Source organism: Mesorhizobium sp. M0830 (assembly GCF_040319965.1).
Taxonomy (GTDB): Bacteria; Pseudomonadota; Alphaproteobacteria; order Rhizobiales; family Rhizobiaceae; genus Mesorhizobium.
On the sequence record NZ_JAMYOR010000005.1, the window covers coordinates 34935 to 56648 of the forward strand.

Annotated in this window: 22 protein-coding genes; 8 read left to right on the forward strand and 14 right to left on the reverse strand. The window is 62.9% G+C overall.

What is annotated here, in order from left to right; genetic code table 11:
- The first annotated feature begins 12 nt into the window (after positions 1–12).
- Both NKI20_RS04925 and NKI20_RS04930 read left to right on the forward strand, forming a co-directional pair.
- Complete coding sequence (locus tag NKI20_RS04925) at positions 13–867, forward strand: protein-L-isoaspartate O-methyltransferase family protein (protein ID WP_352829031.1); 855 nt, start codon at positions 13–15, stop codon at positions 865–867.
- A gap of 109 nt (positions 868–976) precedes the next feature.
- Complete coding sequence (locus NKI20_RS04930) at positions 977–1627, forward strand: dihydrofolate reductase family protein (protein WP_352828845.1); 651 nt, start codon at positions 977–979, stop codon at positions 1625–1627.
- Positions 1628–1637: 10 nt separating this feature from the next.
- Here the strand turns inward: NKI20_RS04930 and NKI20_RS04935 are convergent, their stop codons facing one another.
- Positions 1638–2507, reverse strand: a complete 870-nt coding sequence (locus NKI20_RS04935; RefSeq protein ID WP_352829032.1) for a LysR substrate-binding domain-containing protein — start codon at positions 2505–2507, stop codon at positions 1638–1640.
- A 96-nt stretch (positions 2508–2603) separates the two neighbouring features.
- Here NKI20_RS04935 and NKI20_RS04940 point away from each other — a divergent pair, with 96 nt between their 5' ends.
- A complete protein-coding gene (locus NKI20_RS04940; protein WP_023761866.1) occupies positions 2604–3203 on the forward strand; it encodes a LysE family translocator in 600 nt (199 codons plus the stop codon).
- 226 nt (positions 3204–3429) lie between these two features.
- Here NKI20_RS04940 and NKI20_RS04945 read toward each other — a convergent pair whose 3' ends face one another.
- Complete coding sequence (locus NKI20_RS04945; RefSeq protein ID WP_023761318.1) at positions 3430–4224, reverse strand: SDR family NAD(P)-dependent oxidoreductase; 795 nt, start codon at positions 4222–4224, stop codon at positions 3430–3432.
- 216 nt (positions 4225–4440) lie between these two features.
- On the opposite strand from NKI20_RS04945, the gene NKI20_RS04950 reads away from it, so the two are divergent.
- Positions 4441–4896, forward strand: coding sequence for a MarR family winged helix-turn-helix transcriptional regulator (locus NKI20_RS04950; RefSeq protein ID WP_023761317.1), 456 nt, complete (start codon positions 4441–4443; stop codon positions 4894–4896).
- Positions 4897–4906: 10 nt separating this feature from the next.
- Here NKI20_RS04950 and NKI20_RS04955 read toward each other — a convergent pair whose 3' ends face one another.
- Positions 4907–6085, reverse strand: coding sequence for an MFS transporter (locus NKI20_RS04955; RefSeq protein WP_352828848.1), 1179 nt, complete (start codon positions 6083–6085; stop codon positions 4907–4909).
- A gap of 190 nt (positions 6086–6275) precedes the next feature.
- Between NKI20_RS04955 and NKI20_RS04960 the strand changes: the two genes are divergently transcribed.
- The 4 genes from NKI20_RS04960 (at position 6276) to carB (ending at position 12279) form a co-directional block, all read left to right on the forward strand.
- Positions 6276–6632 (forward strand): ArsR/SmtB family transcription factor, encoded by a 357-nt coding sequence (locus NKI20_RS04960; RefSeq protein WP_352828850.1) that lies wholly within the window; start codon positions 6276–6278, stop codon positions 6630–6632.
- Positions 6633–6698: 66 nt separating this feature from the next.
- Positions 6699–7457 (forward strand): metallophosphoesterase family protein, encoded by a 759-nt coding sequence (locus NKI20_RS04965; RefSeq protein ID WP_352828852.1) that lies wholly within the window; start codon positions 6699–6701, stop codon positions 7455–7457.
- A 195-nt stretch (positions 7458–7652) separates the two neighbouring features.
- Positions 7653–8546 carry an SH3 domain-containing protein gene (locus NKI20_RS04970; protein WP_352828854.1) on the forward strand — a complete coding sequence of 298 codons (894 nt, stop codon included), beginning with the start codon at positions 7653–7655 and terminating at the stop codon, positions 8544–8546.
- Between the two features lie 229 nt (positions 8547–8775).
- Complete coding sequence (gene carB, locus NKI20_RS04975; RefSeq protein WP_352828856.1) at positions 8776–12279, forward strand: carbamoyl-phosphate synthase large subunit; 3504 nt, start codon at positions 8776–8778, stop codon at positions 12277–12279.
- Between the two features lie 16 nt (positions 12280–12295).
- Here carB and NKI20_RS04980 read toward each other — a convergent pair whose 3' ends face one another.
- The 11 genes from NKI20_RS04980 to NKI20_RS05030 form a co-directional block, all read right to left on the reverse strand.
- Positions 12296–13417 carry a hypothetical protein gene (locus NKI20_RS04980; protein ID WP_352828858.1) on the reverse strand — a complete coding sequence of 374 codons (1122 nt, stop codon included), beginning with the start codon at positions 13415–13417 and terminating at the stop codon, positions 12296–12298.
- 782 nt (positions 13418–14199) lie between these two features.
- On the reverse strand, positions 14200–14592 hold the full coding sequence (locus NKI20_RS04985) for a RidA family protein (RefSeq protein WP_352828860.1): 393 nt from the start codon (positions 14590–14592) through the stop codon (positions 14200–14202).
- A 246-nt stretch (positions 14593–14838) separates the two neighbouring features.
- Positions 14839–15231: a RidA family protein gene (locus tag NKI20_RS04990; RefSeq protein ID WP_352828862.1), complete on the reverse strand. Its 393-nt coding sequence runs from the start codon at positions 15229–15231 to the stop codon at positions 14839–14841.
- Positions 15232–15328: 97 nt separating this feature from the next.
- Positions 15329–15790: a DUF6644 family protein gene (locus NKI20_RS04995; protein ID WP_352828864.1), complete on the reverse strand. Its 462-nt coding sequence runs from the start codon at positions 15788–15790 to the stop codon at positions 15329–15331.
- On the reverse strand, positions 15791–16180 hold the full coding sequence (locus tag NKI20_RS05000; protein WP_352828866.1) for a DUF6152 family protein: 390 nt from the start codon (positions 16178–16180) through the stop codon (positions 15791–15793). It lies immediately after the preceding gene.
- 185 nt (positions 16181–16365) lie between these two features.
- Positions 16366–16902: a DUF4142 domain-containing protein gene (locus NKI20_RS05005; RefSeq protein WP_352828868.1), complete on the reverse strand. Its 537-nt coding sequence runs from the start codon at positions 16900–16902 to the stop codon at positions 16366–16368.
- 95 nt (positions 16903–16997) lie between these two features.
- Positions 16998–17741: a DUF899 family protein gene (locus NKI20_RS05010; protein ID WP_352828870.1), complete on the reverse strand. Its 744-nt coding sequence runs from the start codon at positions 17739–17741 to the stop codon at positions 16998–17000.
- A gap of 134 nt (positions 17742–17875) precedes the next feature.
- Positions 17876–18298 carry a lysozyme inhibitor LprI family protein gene (locus tag NKI20_RS05015; protein ID WP_352828872.1) on the reverse strand — a complete coding sequence of 141 codons (423 nt, stop codon included), beginning with the start codon at positions 18296–18298 and terminating at the stop codon, positions 17876–17878.
- Between the two features lie 155 nt (positions 18299–18453).
- On the reverse strand, positions 18454–19278 hold the full coding sequence (locus tag NKI20_RS05020; protein WP_352608487.1) for a carbohydrate ABC transporter permease: 825 nt from the start codon (positions 19276–19278) through the stop codon (positions 18454–18456).
- A gap of 1 nt (position 19279) precedes the next feature.
- Entirely contained in the window at positions 19280–20242 is a 963-nt protein-coding gene (locus tag NKI20_RS05025; RefSeq protein WP_352828874.1) for a carbohydrate ABC transporter permease, read from the reverse strand.
- A 52-nt stretch (positions 20243–20294) separates the two neighbouring features.
- A complete protein-coding gene (locus NKI20_RS05030) occupies positions 20295–21563 on the reverse strand; it encodes an ABC transporter substrate-binding protein (RefSeq protein ID WP_352828876.1) in 1269 nt (422 codons plus the stop codon).
- Positions 21564–21714: the final 151 nt, after the last annotated feature.

The following is a 21714-nucleotide window of genomic DNA, read 5'->3' on the forward strand; positions in this document are numbered from 1 at the left end:
TTCTCCGGCATCATGCCCCGGATCGAAGACATCAGGAAGTTCTACGCGCGGCTGATGGCCGCCAATGCCGGATCGCCCGACCCGCGCCTGGAGGCGGTTTTCGCCGAGGTGCCGCGCGAGGCGTTCCTCGGTCCCGGGCCGTGGACGATCATCGCCGGCAACGGCAAGATCACCACGCCGAGCGCCGATCCGGCGCACATCTACCAGAATGTGTTGGTAGCGCTCGATGCCGACAAGGGCATCAACAATGGCGAGCCGTTCCTGCACGCCATGTGGATCGGGAAGCTTGCGCCGAAACCTGGCGAAGCCGTTACTCATATCGGCGCCGGCACCGGCTACTACACCGCTGTGCTGGCCAGGCTGGTTTCACCAGGCGGCACCGTCACCGCTTTCGAACTCGATGAAAATCTAGCCAACCTCGCGCGACGAAATCTTGAAGCCTATGGCAATGTAACCGTCGTCCATTGCAATGCGGTGACGATGCCCTTGCCGCCATCCGACATCGTCTATGTCAATGCCGGCGTGGCCGCGCCGCCGGCCGGATGGCTGAAGGTGCTGCGACCAGGCGGCCGCATGATCTTTCCCTGGCGCCCGGCCGAGCGTGTGCCTCTCGCGGTGATGGTGACCCGCACCGAAAAGGGCTTCGCTTGCGATCCGTTCATGCGGTCGTGGTTCATTCCCTGTGTCGGCGCCTCGGTTGCGGGCCCCGCGGTTAGAATCCCGACACGCGAGCAGGCCGCGCGCAGCCGCTCGATCTGGCTGATGGAGGACAAGGCGCCGGACCGCACGGCCACCGCAGTCTTCGGCGATGTCTGGTTCTCATCGAAAGATCTCGATGCCGAACCGCGCACCAGGCCTCGCAAATGACGGTGGTTCGCAAAAATTTCATATGTCCTGTCGGACCGGCGAGCGGCCGCCCGTCCTTGGGTTGAAGTCCGGCCACGACGGCATGGAGCGAAGAAAAGGGAGCATTGAAATGAGAAAGATCATCGCTGCGACATTCGTCAGCCTCGACGGCGTCATGCAGGCACCTGGCGGTCCGGAAGAGGATCCTGTCGGGGGCTTCAAGTTCGGCGGCTGGACGTTTCATTACTTTGACGAGGTGGCGGGCGCGGCAATAGATGAACTCTTCTCCAAACCCTTCGCCCTGCTGCTCGGCCGCAGAACCTACGACATCTTCGCCGCGTACTGGCCGTATCAAAAAGATTCGATCGCGGATGCTTTCAACCCCGCGACCAAATATGTGGCGACGCATCGGCCTGACACCCTCACCTGGCAGAACACGCAATCGCTTGGGCCGGATATCGTCGCGACATTGCGCCGCCTCAAGCAGGAGGATGGACCTGACCTGCTCATCCAGGGATCGGGCAATCTGATCCAGACCTTGCTCGCCAACGGGCTGATCGACGAGATCCGGCTGATGACCTTTCCGCTGTTGCTGGGCAAGGGCAAGCGGCTGTTCGGCGATGACGCGATGCCGGCCGCCTTCAAGCTTGCCAAGTCGCAGGTCTCCAGCACCGGCGTCATCATGGCGACCTACGAGCGCGCGGGCGAAATCAAGGTCGGCTCCTTTGTCACGAGAGAGCCATCAGAAGCCGAACTCGAGCGGCGCAAGAACTGGAAGTAGAATTCAGGCCTCAAGCCGCCTGCGGCCGCCGCGCCAGCCCATCGCGGATGTGGCGCGCGAATTCCTGCGCTGCCGGGCCGACTCCGAGTCTCGGCAAATGCAGGTTGATGGCAAAATTCGGCAATGGCGGCAGGCCTGAGTCAAACGACAATATGTCGAGATCGGCCGGCACCGTGGAGGCAAGCCAGGTAGTGACCGCAAGGTCGGAACGCACTGTCGCCGTCGTCGCGTCGATGTTGCCGTTTTCGAACACGGTGCGCCACTCCAGCCCATCCTCTCTGAGCGCCGCCAGCACCGCCGGACGGAAGGCGCAGGTATCGGCGACGATCGAGACCGGCAGCGGCCGCTTGGCACGGGCAACGCCGCCCTTGGCGCCGACCCAGACCAGCCGGTCGATGGCAAGGCATTCGCCCGCCGACGAACCGACGCGTTCCTCGATCACCGCGAGGTCGATGGTCCCGGCCGCAAGGGCAGCGGCCAACTCGGGCGACGAAGCGCAGACCAGCGATATTTCGACCTGCGGATAGGTCTCGGCATATGTCTTCAGCACCGGTGCAAGCAAGGTGCCGACAAGGTCGTAAGGCACGCCGAGCCGCACCTGGCCAGCAACCGGAGTGCCCGCCATTTCGGCCCAGATTTCGTCATTCAAGGCCAGCAGCCGCTTGCCCTTGCCGAACAGCTGTTCGCCGGCGCGCGTCAGCCGCAAGCCGCGCCTGTCGCGCTCGAACAGGCTTGAGCCGAGCGCCTCCTCCAACCGCTTGACCTGCTGGCTGACAGCACCTTGCGTCAGGTGCAGCGCGTTGGCAGCCGCCGTCATGCTGGCCTTGTCGGCGACGGTGATGAAGGTGCGGATCAGCGCCATGTCGAGATTTCGGATCATGGCATGCATTATGGCTGCTAATGCTAACCATGGCAAACATTGCATTTACTGACGCTAACTCTCCGCTACGATCGCTGCTCTCACAGAGGAAGCCACATGCTCGAGCCCGTCATCCCGCTCATCCTGTTTGCGATCGTTGCCACCACAACGCCCGGCATCGCCACGACCTTGTCGACGGCGTCCGGCGCGCAGTTCGGCTTTCGCCGTTCCGTGCCTTTGCTGGTCGGCAGCGCCGCCGGCCTCGCCACCGTGACCGGCGCGACCGCCGCCGGGCTCGCCGGGCTGCTGCTTGCCGTGCCCTCGCTGCAACTGGCGATGAAGGTCATCGGCTCGCTTTATCTCGTCTGGCTGGCGATCAAGATCGGCCGCAGCGGACCGCCCAATCTGGATGTGACCATGGCCAGACCGAACAGCTTTCTTGGCGGCGCCGGCATTCAATGGATGAACCCGAAAGGCTGGGCGATGGGATTGGGTGCCGCAGCCTCGTTCGCAGCGCTGGCCAGCGGGCCGATGCAGCTCGCGCTGCTGCTCGGCGTCACCTTCGGCCTCGCCGCCGCCGCCTCGCTGTCGCTGTGGTGCGTGGCCGGCATGCTGCTTGCCCGGCTGCTCAAGACCGAGCGGCAATGGCGCGCGCTCAACATCGTGCTGGCGCTGGTGCTTGCCGCATCGATCATCCCGATGTGGCGGACGGCATAAAGCGCCCAAGCCAAAATCCGCGCCAGTACCCCCACCCGGACCTACGGTCCGACCTCCCCACAAGGGGGAGGTAGGGAGCGCAGCTTTTTCGCATCCCCACAAGACCATTGTCGCACGGGCGGACGAGGCGCTTCCTCACCCTCCCCCTTGTGGGCCCTTGTGGGGAGGGTCGCTGCGGAGCAGCGGGGTGGGGGACCTGGTTCGCAAGCGAACCAGCCTTGCCAGCTCAAGCCGCGTAGCGCGCGGCCGGCTTGTTGGCGTGCAGGCTGCCGAAGAAGACTTGCCGGGCGCCGAGGAAAGTGTCCAGCTTGGCCGGATCGGCAAGTCCCGGCACGGTGACGGCTTCGCCCCTGGCCAGGCCGACAAGTGCTGCATCGACCAGATTGTCGGCGCTCATGACGATCTCTTGCGGGACGCTGTCGATATCGCTGCCGGCAATCTCCCAGAAATCGGTCCGGGTCGCGCCCGGCAACACGACCTGCACCTTCACCTGGGTGTCAGCGACCTCACGCTGCAGGGCCTCGGTGAAGTTGACGACATACGCCTTGGTGCCACTGTAGATGCCGCCGAACGAGGTGTCATAGGCCAGCACCGATGCGATGTTGACGATGGCGCCGCGATTGCGTGCGATCAGGCCGGGCAACACGGCACGGGTCAGCCGCGTCAGGGCGACGACATTGACCTTGATCATGCGCTCGGCGACATCGGCGTCCGCCGTCGCCACCACTTGCGCACCGCCGAGGCCGGCATTGTTGACCAGCAGCGTCACGCTGTCATCGGCTGATATCGCCTGCTCGACGCGGCGCAGGTCATTGTCGTTGGCCAGATCCGCGCTGATCACGCTGACCTTGCGGTCATAGGCATTTCGTAGCTTCTCCGCCAGGTCCTCGAGCCGGTCTGCGCGCCGCGCCACCAGCACCAAGTCATAGCCCTGCCCCGCCAGCCGGTCCGCATAGACCGCGCCGATGCCCGCCGAAGCACCGGTGACGACCGCCGTGCCCTTGTTGCTCTGTCCACTCACTGTCTTGCTCCTTCTTCGAACTGCTTTGCTTCGTTTCGACCTCGCCGCCGGCCCCGAGAGATCACCCTCGCCTTGCAGGCAAAGCCATTTGATTCATTTAGTGGCATATGCCACCATCACGCAAATAGGCATATGCCACTATCTTGTCAATGATCGGAATGGGGATTATTTGAGACGTGGCGGCCGGGCATTATTCGCCGGCGCCAAGGACACAGTATGTCGAAGGATACCCTGCCCGGCCTGACGCTCTGCAACAACGCCGCGCTGCGCCGTGCGGCGCGCAAGCTCGGCCAGTTCTATGATGATGTGATGGCGCCTTCGGGCCTGAAGGCCACGCAGCAGGGCCTGCTCTACCAGATTCATATCGGCGATGAGCCGGCGATGGGCGCTATTGCGGCCTCGCTGATCATGGACTTGTCGGCACTCGGCCATACGCTGAAGCCGCTGATCCGCGACGGTTATGTCGAGACCTTCGCCGACCCGGCGGACCGCCGCATCAAGCGCGTACGGTTGACGCCAAAAGGCCTAGTCAAGCTGGATGAGGCGATGAAGCTGTGGCAAATTGCCCAGCAGCGTTTCGAGGACGTGGCCGGCAAGGACAAGGCGGAAAGGCTGCGCGCGGCGCTGGATGAGATCGCCGCGCTCGATTTCGACCTACCGCCGGCCAGCTGAGCCGGCCGTACTACTCAGCCGGCATTGCGACCGTCCTGGCCGCCCAGCTGCCGGCCAGCAGGATGCCGAGCCCGACGATCGGGAAGGCTGCGGCGACAAGGCCGAGATCGGCCGGCGCGCCGTAGCGCAGCACGACGCCGCCGACCACGGCACCCAACGCGACGCCCAGGTAGAGCGCCGAGGCGTTAAGCGACAGCACGATCGGGGCGGCATCGGGCGCCAGCTTGATGATGCGGCTCGCCTGCGCCGGCGGGAACGCCCAGCCGACAATGCCCCACGGCACCATCATCGCCATCAGCGCCGGCCCGGCAATATGGTGCGGCAGGAAGGTCGGGATGACCGACAGCAGGACCAGCATGCCGGCACTCAGCGCCAACGACCAGCCGACGGTGCGGGTCGCGCCGAACCGGTCGGCTGCCTGGCCGCCGCCAATGTTGCCGATGACGGCCCCGACGCCGAAGGCGAGCAGCATGCCGGGCAGTGCGATCTGGCTGAGCCCGCCGCCCTCGATGGCGAGCGGCGCGACAAAGGCAAAGACCGTGAAGGCGCCGATCAGCGCCAGCACTGTCGTCAACAGGATCGGCATCACGCCGGGACGCAGCGCGGCAGCCAGCCTGCGCTTCAAGGGCAGCCTAGTGCCAACGACACCCTGCGGCAGCCGATACCACAGAATCGCGCCCGCAAGCTCGCCAAGGCCGGCGATGGCAAAGAAGGTGCCGCGCCAGCCGGCAATGGTGGCAACGAGCGCGCCGAGCGGCGCGCCGACGGCGACGGCCACCGTGGTGCCGCCGACGACGACGGCGATGGCACGGGCCCGGTGATGGTCATCGACCAGCGCCACCGCCGTGCCCTGCGCGGTTGCTGCGAACAGGCCCGACGACAGGGCCATGACGATGCGCGCGATCAACAGCAGTTCGAAGGAGGAACTCAAGGCGGCGGCGATATTGCCGAGCACGAAGAACACCAGTGTCCACAGGATCACGCGGCGCCGGTCCCATTCGCCGGTCAGCGTCGCCAGGATCGGCGTGCCGACCGCATAGGCGAGCGCGAAGGCGGTGATCAGCGTGCCGGCGAGCGGGATGGAGATGCCGGCGTCCGCCGCGATGTCGGGCAGAAGGCTGGAGATGACGAAGCCTTCGGTCGAGATGGTGAACGATCCGAGTGCAAGCCAGAAGAGGCGCTTGTCCATGGGGCGATGTCCTTAGTTCAACAGTTATTGAACAATTGGACAGGAAAGGGCATGATGTCAATGAAGCGAAGGAAAATTAGCTGACCCCTCCTGACAGCCCTGTGTCAGCATGGATTACGCACAACAGTGTGGACAGCTACGGCGGGATGGATGCGTTGAAATCGGCCGAAACTGCGCTTAGTTTCCAGCCATGACCTTGCCACACCCCAATACGGACCAGATCAGCCTGCCCATCGTGCTCGGCGTGCTCGGCGACCCGACCCGGCTCGCCATTGTGCGCTATCTCGCCAGCAAGGAAGGCGTGCCGCTGAACTGCAGCCGGTTCCTCGATCTCGGTTCGAAGACCAATCTGAGCTACCACCTGGCCAAACTGCGCGAGGCCGGCGTCACCCGCGCCGAAGTGGTCGGCACCAATCGCATGATCACGCTGCGCCGCGCCGATCTCGACGCCCGCTTCCCCGGCCTGCTCGACAGCGTCATCACTGCGGCCGGCGACGATCCGGCGCTGCCGGTGGTTGGTGGCCACGACATCGACGTACCGGCGTAAGCCTGCAAAGCTTGATTGCTCTGCAGGGCCTGCCTTCCCGCTCGTCAACCCACGGAGCCGTCCAAAATGCGCATTGCCGTCCTCGCCGATATCCATGGCAATGTGCTGGCGTTGGACGCCGTGCTTGAGGATCTGCGCCAGCGCGGCGGCGCGGACCTGACCGTCAATCTCGGCGACAGCGTTTCTGGCCCGCTATGGCCGCGCGAGACGTTTGCGCGGCTGGAGGCGCTCAACCTGCCGACGGTGCGCGGCAACCACGATCGCCGCGTCGCCGCCGACCCGGCCGATGAGACCATGTGGGCCTCCGATGTCTATGCGCAGCAGCGGCTGACACAGGCGCAGCGCGAAGTCCTCTTCAAACAGCCGCTGACGCTGGAGATCGCGCCCGGCGTGATCGCCTTCCACGCCCGCCCGGACCACGACGAGAAATATCTCGCCGATACGATCGTCAATGGCCAGCTGGTGCGCGCTCCGCTGGCGGCGATCCGGCGCCGGCTGAAGCCGCTCGATCCCGGCTGCCGCATCGCACTGTGCGGCCACAGCCACCGGGCGGAGCTGATCCGCATCCCCGATGGTCCGGTCATCTTCAATCCCGGAAGCATCGGCTGCCCCGCCTATGATGATGCGACACCGCCTGCGCATGTCTCCGAGCAAGGCTCGCCGCACGCCCGCTACGGCATCGTGACCTTGGGTGACGCGGGCCAGCCCGACCGTTTCGAAAACATCGCGGTCAGCTACGACCATGAGGCAGCGGCGTGCCAAGCCGAACAGGCCGACCGGCCGGAATGGGCCCACGCGCTCAGGACGGGGTTCATGCCAGACTGAGCGAAGCTCATGTCTGGCTGAACGCACTTGCGTTCATGCCGCCAGGCTGAACTGGTCGGGCTGGACCTCTGCCAGCACGGCCAGAACGCGATCGAATTTTCGGGCTTACATGGCGGCGCCTCGTCCCTTATAAAACCGGCCGGGTACGCGGCGGGCTCGACCGGTCGCGGTATGATATCAGCGCACGGCCAAACGATGAGGCGCACAGTTACGCTCCGAACATCCCTGAATGCGCTGATTGTCGCTCCGCTGCTGATGGCGGCATGGCCCGTCCTTGCCCCCACCATGGCCGAAGAAGCGCCGGATCTCGTCATGTCCATCGTCACGGGCCTGGCGCCGGACGATCTGCTCAATCTCCGCACCAAGCCATCGCCGGTCGGCAAGACCGAGACACGCCTGGCCAGTGGCGCACGTGTGAAAAATCTCGGTTGCAACGACATTGACGGCCATCAGTGGTGCAAGGTTGAAACCGACGATTCCAAGGCCAGCGGCTGGGCGCCGGCGCGCTACCTCGTCCCCCTCAATCCGGCCCCCTATGTCGAAGGCGAGACAAAACCGGCGGATGCGCCGGTGGTTGCCTCCACTGGCGACGAGGCGGGCAAGCCGGAGGCCGGAGCCGCCGCTGAGGCTGCGGCCCAGCCGCCGCCCGACCTGGCGGCGCGGCTTGGCGGCACCGGTCCGGCAACCGAAAGCATGCCGAAAACCGCCACCGAAATCGGCCGCGCCGCGATGCAGGATGCCTATGGCCTGGCACTGGCGGCGGCCGAAACCTCGCCGGCAGGAGATGTCCAGGACGCCGCGGCGTCGCAGCTGCCCGCTTCTGCCGCCAACGAGATCCCCTGCGCCCGCTATGTCGGCCAGCCGATGCAGCGCTGCACGGTCAGCGCCGTGCGCACCGCCGACAAGGCCGACATCACGGTCACCTGGCCCGATGGCGGCACGCGTACCATCTCCTTCGTCGCCGGCAAGCCGGCCAGCTCCGACGCGCCCGGCGACTTCCGCTTCACCCGAGAAGGCAGCCTCAACATGATCCGCGTCGGGGTGTCGGAACGCTTCGAGATCACGGATCAGTTGGCGCTGGGGGATTAGGCGTCAGGCAGTAGGCAGTAGGGAATAGGCATTACATTAGGCGCTTGAACCTCCCGTACTGCCTACTGCCCAATCCCTACTCCCTGCTCTCTCGCATTTTCGGGGTTACATCAGTCAAAACTCTTCCCTATAAGGCCCTCCTAGCCTGATACCAGAATCGCGAGCACAACCGGCCGGGTCTTCCCGTCCCGGTTTTTTGTGCAAGCCGCCCGCCGAACGGACCTGTGACATGCCAAGACGCACCGACATCAAGTCGATCCTGATCATCGGGGCCGGCCCCATCGTCATAGGCCAGGCCTGCGAGTTCGACTATTCCGGCACCCAGGCCTGCAAGGCTCTGAAGGAAGAAGGCTTCCGCGTCATCCTGGTCAATTCCAACCCGGCCACCATCATGACCGACCCGGAACTGGCCGACGCCACCTATATCGAGCCGATCACGCCTGAAGTGGTCGCCAAGATCATCGCCAAGGAGCGGCCCGACGCGCTGCTGCCGACCATGGGCGGCCAGACCGCGCTCAACACCGCTTTGTCGCTGCGCCGCATGGGCGTGCTCGAGCGCTACAATGTCGAGATGATCGGCGCCGACGCCACGGCCATCGACAAGGCCGAGGACCGCGCGCTGTTTCGCGAGGCGATGAAGAAGATCGGCTTGGAGACGCCGAAGTCGATGCTGGCCAACGCCACCGACGTCAAGAACACCGACCGCAAGACGCACGAGGCCGAGCGCGCCGCGCTGAAAGCCGAGAAGCCGGCCGATCTCGACGCCGCGCTCGATGCGCTGGAAACCCGCTGGAACCTCGGCGAAGGCGACCGCAAGCAGCGCTACATCAGTCATGGCATGGCGATTGCAGCCCAGGCGCTCGACCATGTCGGCCTGCCCGCAATCATCCGCCCATCCTTCACCATGGGCGGCACCGGCGGCGGCATCGCCTACAACCGCGCCGAATTCTACGAGATCGTCCAGTCCGGCCTCGACGCCTCGCCGACCACCGAAGTGCTGATCGAGGAAAGCGTGCTCGGCTGGAAGGAGTATGAGATGGAGGTTGTCCGCGACAAGGCGGACAATTGCATCATCGTCTGCTCGATCGAGAACATCGACCCGATGGGCGTGCACACCGGCGATTCGATCACCGTCGCCCCTGCCCTGACCTTGACCGACAAAGAGTACCAGATGATGCGCAACGCCTCGATCGCGGTGCTGCGCGAGATCGGCGTCGAGACCGGCGGCTCCAACGTGCAGTTCGCCGTCAATCCTGCGGACGGAAGGCTCGTCGTCATCGAGATGAACCCGCGCGTCTCGCGCAGCTCCGCCTTGGCTTCGAAGGCGACCGGTTTCCCTATCGCCAAGATCGCGGCCAAGCTCGCCGTCGGCTACACGCTGGACGAGCTGGAGAACGACATCACCGGCGGCGCGACGCCAGCCTCGTTCGAACCCAGCATCGACTATGTCGTGACGAAAATCCCGCGCTTTGCGTTTGAGAAGTTCCCCGGCGCCGAGCCGGTGCTGACCACCGCGATGAAGTCGGTCGGCGAAGTGATGGCCATCGGCCGCACCTTCCAGGAATCGCTGCAGAAGGCGCTACGCGGCCTCGAAACCGGCCTCACCGGCCTCGACGAGATCGAGATCCCCGGCCTCGGTTACGGTGCCGCGACCGCCAACCATGCCGACGACCGCAATGCCATCCGCGCAGCACTCGGCACGCCGACGCCCGACCGGCTGCGCATGGTGGCGCAGGCGATCCGCATGGGCACCTCGCTGGAAGACGTGCACGCCATGTGCAAGATCGACCCGTGGTTCCTCGAGCAGATCGCCGGCATCCTGGCCATGGAGGCCCGCATCCGCGAGCACGGCATCCCCGAGGATGCCGTCAACCTGCGTATGCTGAAAGCGATGGGTTTTTCGGACGCCCGCCTCGCCTCGCTGACCAGAATCGACATCGAGGTGATCGAGAAGGCGCGTGAAAAGCTCGACGTCCATCCGGTCTACAAGCGCATCGACACCTGCGCGGCCGAGTTCGCCTCGCCTACCGCCTACATGTATTCGACCTATGAAGTGCCGTTTGCCGGCGCGCTGGCCAACGAGGCGCAGGTCTCGTCGCGCAAGAAAGTCGTCATCCTTGGCGGCGGACCCAACCGCATCGGCCAGGGCATCGAGTTCGACTATTGCTGCTGCCATGCCGCCTTCGCGCTGCGCGACGCCGGCTATGAGGCGATCATGATCAACTGCAACCCCGAGACCGTATCGACCGACTACGACACTTCGGACCGGCTCTATTTCGAGCCGCTGACGGTGGAGGACGTGCTGGAGATCCTGCGCGCCGAACAGGCGTCGGGCGAACTGGTCGGCGTCATCGTCCAGTTCGGCGGCCAGACGCCGCTGAAGCTGGCGGATGCGCTGGAGAAGGCAGGCATCCCGATCCTTGGCACCTCGCCCGACATGATCGATCTGGCCGAAGACCGCGACCGCTTCCAGAAGCTGCTGCACAAGCTCGGCCTCAGCCAGCCGAAGAACGGCATCGCCTATTCGGTCGAGCAGGCCCGCCTCGTCGCCGGCGAACTCGGCTTCCCGCTGGTGGTGCGCCCCTCCTATGTGCTCGGCGGCCGCGCCATGCAGATCATCCACAGCGAGGGCATGCTGCAAACCTATTTGCTCGACACCGTGCCCGGCCTAGTGCCGGAGGACATCAAGCAGAAATACCCCAACGACAAGACCGGCCAGATCAACACGCTGCTGGGCAAGAACCCGCTGCTGTTCGATACCTATCTCAGTGGCGCCATAGAGGTCGATGTCGACTGCCTCTGCGACGGCAAGGACACCTTCGTCTCCGGCATATTGGAGCACATCGAGGAGGCAGGCATCCATTCGGGCGACAGTGCCTGCTCGCTGCCGGTACACTCGCTGCCTTCGGAACTGGTCGACGAGCTGGAGCGCCAGACGGCAGCCCTTGCCCGCGCGCTCAATGTCGGCGGCCTGATGAACGTGCAGTACGCGATCAAGGACGGCACGGTCTATGTGCTGGAGGTCAACCCGCGCGCCTCGCGCACCGTGCCCTTCGTCGCCAAGACCATCGGCCGGCCGATTGCCAAGATCGCCGCCCGCATCATGGCCGGCGAGAGCCTGGAAAACGCCTTCGCCCATTACGGCGCCATGCCCGACCCCAGGAACCCCGGCCACATCGCGGTCAAGGAAGCCGTCTTCCCCTTCGCCCGCTTCCCCGGCGTCGACATATTGCTCGGCCCGGAAATGCGCTCGACCGGCGAAGTCATGGGCCTCGACCGCGACTTTGCGCTCGCCTTCGCCAAGAGCCAGCTCGGCGCCGGTGTCGACCTGCCACGCTCCGGCACGCTGTTCGTCTCAGTGCGCGACGAGGACAAGAAAGGCATCTTGCCGGCGGTGAAGCGCCTCGCCGGCCTCGGCTTCAAGGTCATGGCCACCTCCGGCACCGCCCGCTTCCTCGCCGAAAACGGCGTCGTCGCCGAGAAAATAAACAAAGTGCTGGAAGGCCGTCCCCACATCGAAGACGCCATCCGCAACCGCCAGGTGCAGATCGTCTTCAACACGACTGACGGCCAGAAGGCGGTGTCGGACTCCAAGTCGCTGCGGCGGGCCACGCTGATGCAGAAGGTGCCGTATTATACCACGCTGTCAGGTGCGGCAGCGGTGGCGGAGGCGATTGCGGCGTTGAAGGCGGGGAGCCTCGAGGTGAGGCCGCTGCAGGAGTATTTTGCTTGAGGGCAGGACTGCTATTTTATTTCATTGAATCCAGCTGATTCCGAACGATTTGAATCGCATCTTTTATCCAACCCATACCTTCAAATTTGTCTGCTAGCGGAGTTAAACTGACTGCAGTGGACAGAGCTAGGCCAAGCAACGCAGCCGTTGCAATCTTAGCAGCCGCAGTTGACAATGAGTCAGCAGTTTTCCTTTCAGTTTGTTCAGCGATTTCTGCACCAAAGCGGAATACGCTAATAACTAAATTTTCTAGAGTTCTGGCGATTGCCAGACCAGTCTTCGCGGAAACATCTCTCGGGTTTCTGGTTAAACCCTGCAAGTACCTAAGGGTTTTGGGCACGTCTTGATCGGCTATCAGCGGCCTGCTCTCGGTGGCCTTAATTACTTCGGAAAGGGTTCCCACCAAGGCACTGACGTCAGATTTCTCAAATTGCGCAGCCGCAGCATTTTCTGAAAATTTGACCCAGTCAGGGAACTGGCCGACAAACATGCTAACACCGACAGTATGTGCTTGAAGCAGTGCGGAAACTGCACTGGGTAATTCGGCCTCATACGATTTTGCTAAAAGACCACAACCGATATTTGTGAGTCCAAGTTGGATTATATTCTGCGGCGAAACCAACTGAGCCTGAAGCTCTTCGAACTGATCTAGAAGCCGCCTATCGCAATTAGAATTGCGCAACTCTTCAATAAGTCGATCACCGCGTTTTACGAGATCTTCCTGAGCCGCAAGAGCTATTGACTCAACGCCGTCTTTCGGTGCGGGAACTTGTGGGGATACAGTCAAAATGCCGTCCAAGATATCAAACTGAACGGGCGCAATTTTCTGGCTCGGTACGATACGCTTTAACCTTTGAGCCGCCTCTAAACCATTTCGTGCCGAAGGATCATTCGAGAACAAATCATCATCGGGGAGGACACCTCCCTCTATTGCCTCACGCGTAATTGAAAGCATCTCTGCTACTGATATTCTCCTTCCGGTATCATTGATAAATCGAGAAAACCTAGTCGAGACAGGCGCTCTAAATCCCCTAGGTGACCTAACAATCCTCACGTCATTTGATATCTCATAGAAATCTCTATTCTCAAGCAGCCTAGAGATGTCTCGATGTAGTGCCTCGGTGGCCTCATTTGCCATCCTGAGGTCCACATTCCTCCTCACACTTATCGCCTCTGCGCGCGAAATAAAACTAGTCCGAACCGACTCGAACTGCATATAGTAATCTTGGAGTAACGGAGGCGGTATTCGAGAACGCCCAAAAGAATTGTCCAAGCTAGAACGGACGACACTCAAAATGTCTGCGACCAACGCGATATCGCTAATTTCAATCATAGTTTCATCCAATAAAACCTAAACAGATAAAAAACAGCAGATTATACAATTAATTAATAGCCGAATAAGATCTGAAACTTCTCAGTTTTATTCGCTCCGTTCTAGCCACGGCAGGGCGCACCTCTCCATATAGCCCGCCATCGTATGGCCCCTTAGGCGCTCGAATGTGAGCACTCCGCAGTTGTCGTATGCCAACACCTCGGACGAGATGCCCTTCGCCAAGGGTAGCAATATCAGCTTCCGCTACATTCGATTCTTCTGAGGTGGCACAATGCGCTGATAGTTCTTGATATTCAATGCAATACGATCGACGATCTTGTTAGGCAGCATATCCATGGCTTCCCCTATCCCAACTGAATTTGAGGCCGACTTTACTTCAAATACAAGTGAAAATTAGACCGGCTCGGAATTGGACCGAGCATGCGGTGGAGAAGCCTCGATCCGCTAAACAGAGTATTTCTGCTCAGATTGGGCATCGCCTCGATCGTTTGACAGCCGTCACCGCTTTTTTTGCGAGGATTGCGAAGCCGTCTATTTTCAGCATCGTGTCGCCGTTGACCAGTTCGAGAAGGGAAAAGCATCGGTTCTCAAGCCACAGCCACACACTCAATCTCGATATCAAACTCCATCGGCCATGACGCCACCGGCACAAAGCTGCGCGCCGGCGGGTTAACACTGAAGTACTTCGCATAAACCCGGTTGATGGCGTTGTAGAAGCCGGAATTGACGGCGTAGATGCGCACCATCACCACGTTGTCCAGCGAAGTGCCGGCGGCTTCCAGGCAATGTTTCAGCGCCTTCAGCGACGCCTCGGTCTGCGTTTCGATGTCGCCGCGCACCATCTCGCCGGTCACCATGTCCACCGGCGGCGTCGCCGAGATGAACACGAAGCCGTTGGCTTTGACCGCAGTCGAGCAGGGAAGGCCGAGCGCCCGCACCTTGTCCGACATGACCGGCACTTCGATGATTTCTTTCTTCATGGTGGTTCTCCTCCCCTTTGTTGGACAGGTTGGCGCAAAGGCCCCCTCACCCAGCCTCCGCTTCGCTCGGCTGACCTCTCCCCGAGGGGAGAGGAGACTTGCAACGTCGGCGCCTTCCTCTTCTCCCCAGCGGGGAGAAGGTGGCCGCGCAGCGGTCGGATGAGGGGGTCTTTTGCGTGAACCTCTGATTTCAGGGAGCTTGTCCCGGCACTGGCGGAACGCCAGCGCCGACGCATGGTCCAGGCCTCAACCCGTCGCCACGCACTCGATCTCGATATCGAACTCCATCGGCCACGACGCCACCGGCACGAAGGTCCGCGACGGCGGGTTTTCGGGAAAGTGCCTGGCATAGACCCGGTTGATGGCGTTGTAGAAGCCGGAATTGACGGCGTAGATGCGCACCATCACAACATTGTCCAGCGAGGTGCCGGCCGCTTCCAGGCAATGTTTCAGCGCCTTCAGCGACGCCTCGGTCTGGGTTTCGATGTCGCCCTTGACCAGCCTGCCGGTCGCGATGTCGAGTGGCGGCGTGCCGGACACGAAGACCAGCCCCGCGGCTTTGGTCACCAGCGACAGCGGCACGCCCAGGGCGCGCACGGCCGCCGACAGCACCGGCACTTCGATGATTTCCTTCTTCATGGCAATCCTCCCTTGTTTGCAGGAGCTTATCCTGGCACGGGCGGAACGCCAGCGCCGTTCTTCCCTTCTCCCCCTGTGGGAGAAGGAAGATGCGGCGCTAGAGAAAACCGATGAACCGTCCGGCGAAAAGCACTGAGGTCCACAGCAGGATCGAGAGCACGGCCAGGGCGGTCCCACCTGCCGGTTCGTCGCTGCCTGTTGCGCGGCAAAAACGCATGAAGGCGAGCAGGTTGACGCCGGCAACAAGGATGAGTGTCATCTTGGCGAGGAAGATCGGCATCGCCGCATAGGTGCTCGCCCTCACTGAAAACAGCAGCGAGCCTGTGACAAGCGCACCCGCGAACGCCGCCAATGCAATGCGGCGCAGCAGCGCGACGAACGCCGCGCGCGGCAGCGAGCGGAAGGCTCCGCAGATCCTGAGGTCCATGAGAACGACGCTGGTCAGCAGCGCGCCGATCGACATGATATGGAGCGCATTGACCACGGGGTAGGCAACGAAGGAGGCCTTCAGCCAACGCACGAAGGCAAGTTGCTCGATACCGGCGAGGAACTCCGACATCTAGGCCGGTGGCACACGCTCTGGATGGACATCGTATGTCTCGCCATTGACGATGATGCGCACCGCCTTCATGCGCTTTTCGGTCGCCTCGAGCGAGCGGTTGCCGATCGCGGTCACCTCGTCGCCGATCTTGGCAACGTCCTCCGTGAAGCCGGCGGCGATGGTGCGGGATGCCGGCGCCAACTCCACCCGCCAGGCCTCTCCCTCGGCGTCGACATCCAGCGTGGCATGCGGATTGCCGATATAGATGGCCGTGATCTTGCCCCTGAGTTCGAAAAACCCGTCCTGCGTCCACGACCAGCCATGATGGGCATAGGCCGCGGTGCCGGCGGCGAGGATCACGGCCGCCGTCAGCGCGACGCCGCGAATTGCGTTGAAAGGTGACTGCATCACTCGTCTCCTCGGTTCGTTCAGCAGGCAATCGAGAGTAGGACGCGGCACGGCAAGGTCAAATCACATCGGGCGAAAGACCGGCACGGCTAGGCGCCCACTTGTGATGCTTGGTTTTGCCAAACGGGCTGGCGTTCACCGCAGCACTCTACGGCGCCCCCGTAGAGCGCGGACTTGAACCGCCTTCAACCCTGGTGCGCGACCGCCAGTTCCTTCACGTGCCTTTCGTGCATCTGCAGCGTCGGCAGCGTCTTCTTGGCGAATTCCTTCATCGCCGGATCGTCGCCCGACTTTGCATAGGCGCTGAACAGCGCGACGGCTTCCTTGTGGGCGTTGGTCTGCATCTCGATGTATTTCGCCTGGAACTGGCCGCCGGTTGCGCCCTTGAGCTCGTCGAGCATCTTCTGCTCCTTGGGCTGCAGTGCCGGACCGGAAGGCGCCGTGGCCGAGGTTGTCTGGCCCAGGCTGAGAGCCGTCTTGAAATCCTCGCCGGCCTTGGTGTGATCGGCGATCATCTGCTTGGCGAATGCCTTGACATCGGCGTCGGTCGCCTGTTGCTCGGCGAGCTTGCTGGTCTGGATCTCGAACTCATTGGCGCTTGGCACCATTTTGATGAAGGTCGAAGTGTCGACCTTGGTCGTGGCGACAAGCGGCGTCGACTGGGCAAAGGCGGGCGCGCCGCCCAGCAATGCCGCGGCGGTAAGGACAAGAAGGGTCTTCATGGCATGTCTCCGGGTTTGAACTATCCCTCGGACAATCCAACGCGGTAAAAGCGACGAGGTTGCGCGGACCTTTTTTCTCCCCAAACGACGGCACCTCAATGGCAGCAAGCCTCGCCATATTGCAGCTGTTCGTGCCAGGTCGGCCGGCCTTCCGGCGTGAAATCCATCAGGTTCCACAGGATCTCGCAGGTGCCGATGGCGCGCGGGTCCTGGCCGGGCTCAGGAGGCGCGAAGCCGAGCTCGGACGACCAGAAATGGCGGATGCCATCCGTGTCACGATGGAATACCGACAGCACCGGGATCTGCGCGCCGTCGGCATCCTCGGCATTGTAGTCGCGCTTGAAGCTGTTGTTGGCCGAGGACACCAGCCGCATGTTGCGCCAGCCCCTGTCGCGGCCGAGCGTGACCAGGTTGTCGAGCGCGGTCTTTGCGACCACCGCGAAATTGAAGCCAGCCGCCTCGAGATGCCCGACCGCGCCGTCGAACTGGTCGAGCAGCGCCGTGCAGGACGGACATGGCTGGTCCGGGCGGGCAAGCTTCGCCGTGCCGCCGCTGGTGGCCACGTCGCGCTTTTCCTGCGGGTGGCGCGGAAACATCATGTTGTACAGGATCAGGCTGTTCTTTCCCGGCGCGAACAGCTCCGACAGTTTTATTTTCGCGGGCCTGCCTTCGGTGTCCAGCCCGTCGAACGCATAGTCCTGACGGATCAGTCCGCCCGGCGGCAGCGCCCGCCGTGCCTCGGCCACGGCCTCCATGGCGCGGCGCAGTTCGATTTCCTTCCGCAGCAGTTTTTCACGCGCGGTGCGGTATCTGGCGGATTCGTTGGGAAAGGTGATCATGATCGTCTCCTTGGATCGTCGTGCCGGCGTCCCGGCACGGTTGCTCTGCGACCCAAGGACGTTTTGCGGCCACCGGATCCGACATTTGCGCAGGAGCGCGGCGACGAAGCCTTCCCGAAAACGTCGGACGGACGCTACCGCGCTGCCGGCACAGGGCAGTCCGTGTCGGCATCCTTGCAATTGAGGTAGCCTTGCAGGTCCTTCAGCCGGTTGTTGGTCAGGGACGCCTGGCAGGAAGCCACGACCATCGGATACATGCTGCCCGCATCGGCAGGCGGGCCACCCTGGAAATTGCATTCGGCGTCGCGGAAAGCGACCCAGGCGCGCTGCGCATTGACCAGCAGCTTCTTCGACGCCGCATTGTCCTTCAGCCTGCCCTCGATCTGCCTGTAGGCGTCGTTGAGCTTCTTGTCGGCCGCGTCGAATGCCTTGCCGGCGCACGCGTTCATGGTCGCCTGGTCCTGCGCGTTGGCGCAGTCGTCGGCGGCCCGCGCGGTGCTTACATAGAGCGGAACGGCAAGCGTCAGGGTGGCAAGGCTGGAGAGCAGAAACCGCATCAGTTTTCCTCCGGTTCAGCAGCGCCCCACGCCGGCGAAGCTTAGCAACCGGACGAGTGCAGGCAAGATGCGGCCTGCCGCGTTGGTGGACAGTTCCTTTACTTGCCCGGTTCTCGCGGCAGCGCGGCAAGACGCCCCGCAGGATGACAGCGGCCTCACCCCTTGACGCCACCGGCGGTGAGACCGGAGACGATCTTGCGCTGGAAGATCAGGACCAGCACCACCAGCGGCACCGTGACGATCACCGATGCGGCCATGATGTTGCCCCACGGGATCTCGAACTGCGAGTTGCCGGAGAGCAGCGCGATCGCCACCGGCACGGTCCGCTGCGCGTTGTTGGAGGTGAATGTCAGGGCAAACAGGAACTCGTTCCACGCGCCGATGAAGGCCAGCAGCCCGGTGGTCGCCAGCGCCGGCCACATCAGCGGCAGGAAGACCCGCGTGATGATGATCCACGGCGTCGCGCCGTCGAGGATCGCCGCCTCCTCGACCTCGACAGGCAGGTCGCGAACGAAGGTGGTGAGCACCCAGACGGTGAAGGGCAAGGTAAAGATCATGTAGGAGAAGATCAGCGCGAACAGCGAATTGTAGAGGCCGAACATGCGGACCAGTTCGAACAGCCCGGCCAGCAGCGCCACCTGCGGGAACATCGAGACCGACAGGATGGTGAACAGCAGGGCCGAGCGGCCGCGAAAGCGGATGCGTGCCAGCGCATAGGCTGATGTGACGCCGAGCAACAGCGACAGCGCGACGACCGCGCCTGAGACGAACAGCGAATTTACGAGATTGCGCACGAAGCTGCCCTCGGTCAGCACATTCCGGTAGTTGGCAAGACTGACCGTCGTCGGCCACAGATCGGCTCGGAACAGATCGGTGCCCGATTTCAGGCTGGTGACGATAGCGTAGTAGAACGGGAACACCGCGACGAAGACGATTGCGCCGACCAGCAGGGTGAAGGCCGTGCGCTTCAGGATCCACATGTCAGCGGCCTCCGTCCAGGCTTATCCGGCCGATCCGGATATAGGCGATGGTGAGCAAGGCGAGGATGAGGAAGAGCAAGGTCGAGGCGGCGGAGCCATAGGCGAACTTGTCGAACTCGAACAGGTTCTCGCGGGCAAACACCGACATCGACTTGGTGTGCACATTGTTGGGCGTCAGCACATAGATCAGGTCGAAGATGCGCAGCGCGTCGAGCGCGCGGAAGATCACGGCCACCATCACCGCCGGACGGATGAGCGGCAACGTCACCCGCCAGAAGATCTGCCACGGGTTGGCGCCGTCGAGCCTGGCGACCTCGATGATCTCCCTCGGCAGCATCTGCAGCGCGGCCAGGATGAGCAGCGCCATGAATGGTGTCGTCTTCCAGATATCGACGATGAGGATCGCCGCCATCGCCGTGTCGGCGTTGGCCGTCCAGGCGATCTTGGCGCTGGTCAGGCCGAGGTTGAGCAACACGACGTTGATGATGCCGAACTGGTCGTTGAGCATCCACTGCCACATCTTCGCCGAGACGATCGTCGGGATGGCCCAGGGGATCAGGATCGCCGCCCTGACGATGCCGCGACCAGGGAATTTGGCATTGAGAACCAGGGCAACGATCATGCCGAGGATCGTCTCGCAGGTCACAGAGACCACCGCGAAGCGCACCGTATTCCAGACCGCACGCCACCAGACCGGATCAACCAGCAGACCATCGTAGAGGACCCGCCCGCTCGGCATGCTGAACACCGAGAAATAATTGCCGAAGCCGACCCATTGGCGTGCGTCGAGGTCGGCCAGCGAGGCGTCGGTGAAGCTGAAGTAAACCGTGCGGGCAAGCGGCCAGCCGGCCGCCGCGGCGAGCACCAGAAGCATTGGCGCCAGGAAAAGCCAAGCCGAGCGAACGCGCTGTGCCGTCAACGACGAGTGCGCAGCCCTGGCTTTTTCAGGTTCCATTCTTGTCATCCCGCACCCGCTCGTTGCGGCTCCGCCAGGCGGATGCCCCAGCATCGTCGCGTCACCAGCCTCGGCCCTTCAGCTTGGTCAGCATCGCTTCGAGGTCGGCCAGATTGTTGGCGGCAGTGCCGTCGCCCGAGAGCGTGTTGTGAACGGCGTTCCAGAACTGGCTCGACGCCTCGTTGTATTTGATCCTGGTCGCGGTCGAGGGGCGCGGCACCGCGTTGAGAAATATCTGCTTCCAGCGCGGAACAATCGGCTGTTGCCTGGCGATGTCGGCATCGTCATACAGCGCCTGGATTGTCGGCAGGTTGGACGTCTTCAGCGTGCGGTATTTCTGCATCGCGGGCGAGGCGATGAACTTGACCAGCTCGATCGCGGCATCCTGATGCCTCGAATATTTGGAGACGGCGAGGTTCCAGCCGCCCAGGGTCGCGACCGGTCGGGCGCCTTCGCCCGTGCCGGCCGGCAGCGGCGCCACGTCGAATTTGCCCTTGATCGGCGAGCCTTCGCCGTTGCCAAGTGCGTAGGCATAGGGCCAGTTGCGCATGAACACCGCGTTGCCGGTCTGCCACACGCCGCGCGATTCCTCTTCCTGGTAGGCGAGCACGCCGGGCGGTGCGATGGTCCCGACCCAGCCCTTGGCCATATCGAGCACCGCCGCCGCTTTCGGGTTGTTGATGGAAATGGAGCCGTCCGGCTCGATGATCTGGCCGCCGCCATTCGACATCACCCATTCGAGCGCGTTGCAGGTCAGCCCCTCATAGGCATTGCCCTGGAAGACGAAGCCCCAGATATCCCGATTGCCCGCCGCACGCTCCTTGTCCATGACCAGCTTGGCGGTGTCTGCCAGTTCCTTCCAGGTCGCCGGCACCTTTGCGCCGTATTTGTCGAGGAGATCCTTGCGGTAGTAGAGCGCCGGCGCATCGGTGAAGATCGGCAAGGCGACGAGCTTGCCATTGACCGTCTGCGACTGGATGATCGAGGGGAAATGGGCGCCGACAACATCCTTGGTCGCGGCGGTCAGATCGACGAGTTGGCTGGCGAGCTGCGGCGCCCAGATCACGTCCGTCTGATAGACGTCGATGTCGCTGTTTCCCGCGGCGAGCCAAAGCCGGTATTGGCCGAACTGGTCGGTCCCGGACGTCGGCATGACGACGATGCCGACTTTGTTGCCGCTGTCTTTCTCGTAACGGTCAAGGATCTCGCGCAGCACCTTGATGCCGTCGCCCGTATCGCCCGAGACGATCGACAGCTCGACAGCCTGCGCGGGCGTGCCAACCAGCGTGGCGGCCACGCCGAGCGCCAGAAATGCGTGAAAAAGCTTCATGATGGTGGATGTCCCTCCGCCGCCGGCGACGGAAAATCCTCCCACGCACCGGCAGCTTGTCAGACCCCACCCTGCAATGAATGCGGAGCGACGCTTTGGGTTCCCAAATCACGCGGCTGGAACGGTTTCAACCGTGCGGCGGAACCAGCGT